Origin of the sequence: Vulcanococcus sp. (assembly GCF_044369115.1) — a bacterium.
Classification (GTDB): Bacteria; Cyanobacteriota; Cyanobacteriia; order PCC-6307; family Cyanobiaceae; genus Vulcanococcus.
On sequence record NZ_JBIPMN010000281.1, the window covers coordinates 1 to 3,813 of the forward strand.

7 protein-coding genes and 1 pseudogene are annotated in these 3,813 nt (G+C 68.5%); 4 read left to right on the forward strand and 4 right to left on the reverse strand.

The features are described 5' to 3' along the window. Positions 1–131, forward strand: a pseudogene (locus ACIQ2E_RS14940) (molecular chaperone DnaJ); the annotation flags it as partial. A gap of 24 nt (positions 132–155) precedes the next feature. Here ACIQ2E_RS14940 and ndhO read toward each other — a convergent pair. Beyond that, positions 156–401 carry an NAD(P)H-quinone oxidoreductase subunit O gene (gene ndhO, locus ACIQ2E_RS14945; RefSeq protein WP_398332262.1) on the reverse strand — a complete coding sequence of 82 codons (246 nt, stop codon included), beginning with the start codon at positions 399–401 and terminating at the stop codon, positions 156–158. Between the two features lie 110 nt (positions 402–511). Between ndhO and ACIQ2E_RS14950 the strand changes: the two genes are divergently transcribed. The 3 genes from ACIQ2E_RS14950 to ACIQ2E_RS14960 all read left to right on the forward strand — a co-directional run bounded on the left by ACIQ2E_RS14950 (position 512) and on the right by ACIQ2E_RS14960 (position 1,959). After that, the gene (locus ACIQ2E_RS14950; RefSeq protein ID WP_398332264.1) at positions 512–718 is read left to right on the forward strand and encodes a 2-oxoisovalerate dehydrogenase E1 subunit beta; all 207 of its coding nucleotides are present in this window, start codon (positions 512–514) and stop codon (positions 716–718) included. Beyond that, the gene (locus tag ACIQ2E_RS14955) at positions 715–960 is read left to right on the forward strand and encodes a type II toxin-antitoxin system HicA family toxin (protein ID WP_398332266.1); all 246 of its coding nucleotides are present in this window, start codon (positions 715–717) and stop codon (positions 958–960) included. The genes ACIQ2E_RS14950 and ACIQ2E_RS14955 overlap by 4 nt, the downstream gene beginning before the upstream one ends. A gap of 69 nt (positions 961–1,029) precedes the next feature. After that, a complete protein-coding gene (locus tag ACIQ2E_RS14960; protein WP_398332268.1) occupies positions 1,030–1,959 on the forward strand; it encodes a TIGR01777 family oxidoreductase in 930 nt (309 codons plus the stop codon). On the opposite strand, the gene ACIQ2E_RS14965 is transcribed toward ACIQ2E_RS14960, so the two are convergent. The 3 genes from ACIQ2E_RS14965 to ACIQ2E_RS14975 form a co-directional block, all read right to left on the reverse strand. Then, positions 1,928–2,224 (reverse strand): hypothetical protein, encoded by a 297-nt coding sequence (locus ACIQ2E_RS14965; protein WP_398332270.1) that lies wholly within the window; start codon positions 2,222–2,224, stop codon positions 1,928–1,930. The two genes, ACIQ2E_RS14960 and ACIQ2E_RS14965, sit on opposite strands and share 32 nt — an antisense overlap. Beyond that, entirely contained in the window at positions 2,217–3,455 is a 1,239-nt protein-coding gene (locus ACIQ2E_RS14970; RefSeq protein WP_398332272.1) for a lipid-A-disaccharide synthase-related protein, read from the reverse strand. Before ACIQ2E_RS14970 ends, ACIQ2E_RS14965 begins: the two co-directional genes overlap by 8 nt. Beyond that, on the reverse strand, positions 3,452–3,813 hold a 362-nt coding region (locus tag ACIQ2E_RS14975), incomplete at its 5' end, for a hypothetical protein (protein WP_398332274.1). The genes ACIQ2E_RS14970 and ACIQ2E_RS14975, both read right to left, overlap by 4 nt.

The following is a 3,813-nucleotide window of genomic DNA, read 5'->3' on the forward strand; positions in this document are numbered from 1 at the left end:
CTGTGTCCGAGCTGGAGTGCTACACGATGGGCTACGTGGACAGCTACCTGCACGATGGTCGCGAAATGCTGCGGGAGGCGAAGCGCCGCCGCAGCCTGCTGCAGGAGGAGCGGCGGCGGCTGGAGATCTGATGGGGGCTGTGGGGCCCGGTTGAATCAGCCCGGGAACGGCTCCAATTGGCTGCTACGCAGCCACACATCGGGCACTGGCCGGCGGAATCGCACTTGGGCGTAGTCGCCCTTGATCAGCAGCACTTCCGCGGGCCCTTCAAAGATGTAATCCGGTGCGGCAGCGTCGCTGGCCTCGGCTTCGAGGCTGCTGCCGTAGGCCTGGCGGTTCACGCGCACCAGGCTGCCTTTCTTGATCGCCGGGGCTTCAGCTGTAGGGGTGGCGTCGGCCATGGCGCGCATCGGTGCTGCCCAGCAGGCTAGGGCCCTCTTGTGGCTGCTTGGTGATCCTGGCCCTTTCATGCGGTTCAAGGGATCCAGAATTGGAGCAGCGCGCGATGGCCATGAACGAGATCCTTTTTCTGGTGGAGGAGGCCGAAGACGGTTCTCTTCGAGCTCAGGCTGTTGGTGCTGCCATTCACACCGAGGCCGACACCCTTGAGGAGCTCCACCAGGAGCTGAGAGATGCGGTTCATTGCCACTACGAGCCCGGTGAGGCGCCACCACTCATACGCCTCCACCACGTGCGGCAGGAATTGCTCACCCTGTGAAGCTGCCCACTGATCTCAATGGTGTTGACCTTGCCAACAAGCTCCGCGCGTTGGGTTACGAAACAACACGCCAAACCGGGAGCCATCGCCGCCTGACACGGCTCGGACCCGCCGGACAGCAACACCTCACGATCCCAGCCCACCGCCCTCTGCGTGTTGGGACCCTGCGGGCCATCCTTAAGGGGGTCTGCGAGCAGTGTGGCCTTGAGCTCTCAGATCTGCTGCATCAGCTTGAGCTCTAGATCCTGTTCCCCTCACAGCCCGAGGGCTTCAGCTGCCTAGCGTTGCCCAAGAGTGATCGGACGTGCGGCATGCGGATGGTGTTGGTGGGCTGCAGCGGCTTTGTGGGCCGCTCCCTGGTGACCCTGCTGCTGAACCGCGGCCATCAGCTCACCCTGGTGAGCCGTTCAGCCCAGCCGTTGCCCGCTCTGCAACACCCGCAGCTCACGCGCCTGCAGGCCAACCCCGCCGACCCCTCCAGCTGGAGCCAGCCGGCCCTGCTGGAGGCCCTGGCGGCCGCTGAGGCGGTGGTGAACCTGGCGGGGGAGCCGATCGCCGAGAAGCGCTGGACGCCCGCCCATCTGCAGCTGTTGCAGGACAGTCGCATTGGCACCACCCGTGCCCTGGTGCAGGCCATGGCGGCCCTGCCCGCCGGCCAGGGCCCAGGCGTGCTGATCAATGGCTCGGCCATTGGCTACTACGGCACCAGCGCCAGCCAATCGTTCACCGAAGCCAGCCCCGCCGGCGCTGATGTGCTCGGCCGCCTCTGCCAGGCCTGGGAGGCGGAGGCCCAGGCGGCAGCAGGGCGCTGCCGCGTGGTGATCTTGCGCATCGGCATCGTGCTGGGGGGTGATGGTGGTGCCCTCGGCAAGATGCTGCCGGTGTTCCGCCTTGGGTTTGGCGGCCCCATCGGCGACGGCCAGCAGTGGATGAGCTGGATTTCCCGCCACGACCTCTGCCAGCTGATCGCCCAGGCCCTTGAAGATCCGGCCTACGCCGGCACCTACAACGCCGTGGCGCCGGAGCCCTGCTCCATGGCCCAGTTCGCCGCGGCCCTGGGCCGCTGCCTGGGTCGCCCCAGCCTGCTGCCGGTGCCCGGCCCCCTGCTGCAGCTGCTCTTGGGGGATGGGGCCAAGGTGGTGCTGGAGGGTCAGCGGGTGCTGCCCGAACGCCTGCAGCAGCAGGGGTTTGCCTTCCGCGACGGCCAGCTCAGCGCTGCCCTTGCTGCCGCCACCAGTTGAGGGCCCAGCCCAGCACGCCGCTCAGAATCGCCGCCCCCATCAGCAGGCCGATGGCCGGCGTGAACAGCGGCTCCCACAGGCGCTGAAACAGGTTGAGCGGTGCTTCAACACCGCGGCTGTGGCACAGCACCGCCACGCCAAACCAGAGGGCACCGGCGATCACCACGAACACATCGGCCACCAGCAAGGTGTCGATCCAGCCCTTGAGCCGTTGCCCCCAGCTCAGGCTGGCGTTGGTGGTGCCGGTTCCGCTGGCGTCAGGCATGGCTGCTGCCGTTGAGGCGCTCAACAATGTCGGCGGCCATCCTGGCGGTGCCGCCACCGCTGCCGATGCGCTCGGCGCCCAACTGCTGAAGCTGGGTTAACCAGGGTTGTTCGTGTTGGAGCCGCTCCAGCAGCTGCTCCAGCAACACGGCGGTGCCATTGAGCTGGGCTTCGTTGCCCGGGGCTCCATCGCTGGCGGCGCACACCACCCCCGGCCCCAACAGCCGCCGCTGGGCCTCGGCAAAGCCAGCCGTGAACTGGGGCCCTTCCCCCTCCAGCTGCAGCACCGGTTTGCCCAGCCCCACGCATTGTTCAGCGGCGGTGCCGGTCATCGAGAGCAGCAGATCGCACTGCTGAATCACCGCCGCAAAGCGGCCCCACTCCAGCTGCAGGGTGAGCGGCCCGCGAATCAGCCGGCATTGGCTGGGGCTGTCGAGCTCAAGACGCCAACCCAGCCGGCTGGCCAGCGGTGCCACCTCCTGGGGTGTGAGCTTGCCCACCAGGGCGGCATGCAGCCCCAGGCGGGTCGCCGGCCGCAGCTCCTGGGGCAACCGCTCCAGCACCCGCAGCATCAGCTCCAGGTTGTGCAGCGCCTCCGGCAGCCGGCTGCCCGGCAGCAGCCCCAGCCGCTGTTGCGGTGCCCCCGCCAGCGGCTCGGAGGGCTTGAGGGCCCCATCAAAAAAGGGATTGCCGAGAAACTGCACCGGCCGGCCCAGTTGGCTGCTGAGGTCGGTGGCGGTGAACTGATCCCGGCTGTAGATGGCCCGCAGGCGCCGGCTGCGCAGCAGGGCGCCGCAGGGCCAGGGCAGCTGCAGCCGCCCTTCGTAGTGGCTGGAGTAGGCCACCAGGTAAACGGCCGAGGGCCGGCGGCTCAGCCAGGCGGCGATCACGGGGATCACATCGCCCACCACCACAATCAGCTCGTAGCGGCGGGCGATGCGCAGCAGCAGTGCCAGGCGGCTGAGCAGGTAGAGCACCTGGCCCTGCACCACCTCGGTGAGCCGCCCGAGCAGGCTGGTGTAGCCCAGGCCGCCGGTGCTGTATTCGCGGGTGCGGCCGCGGGTGGCGATGCCGGCCTGCTGGTAGGCGCGGCCGTGGCCCACCAGCGGCAGGGCCTCCACCTCACAGCCAAGACCCTGCAGCGCTTGAGCGATCAGCGCACCGCTGAGGTCTTCGCCATGGCCATTGCTGAGCAGCAGGATGCGCCGCCCAGGCTGCGCCGCAGCGCTCAAGCCTGCAGCCAAGCTTTCACCTTCTGCAGGGCCTGCCAGTCGGGGCGGCGGGCCAGGCCGTCCTCGATGGCGCCATCCAGCTCGCTGGCCAGCTCGGGCGCCATCACCCGCAACCGCTGCACCAGTTCGATGTGTTCGCGCACGCCCTTGGCGTTGGTTTCCAGCATCGCCAGGCTGAGGTTGATGCGGGCCTGGGGGTCCTGGGGATTGAGCTTCACCGCCAGGCGGGCCGAGCGCAGGCCGGCCTGGGGTTGGTTGTCGAGCAACTGCAGCCAGGCCAGGCAGGTCCAGCCCGCCGACAGGCGCGGCTCCTGCTGGGTGATCTGCTCAAAGCTGGCGATCACCTCAGCCAAGGGCG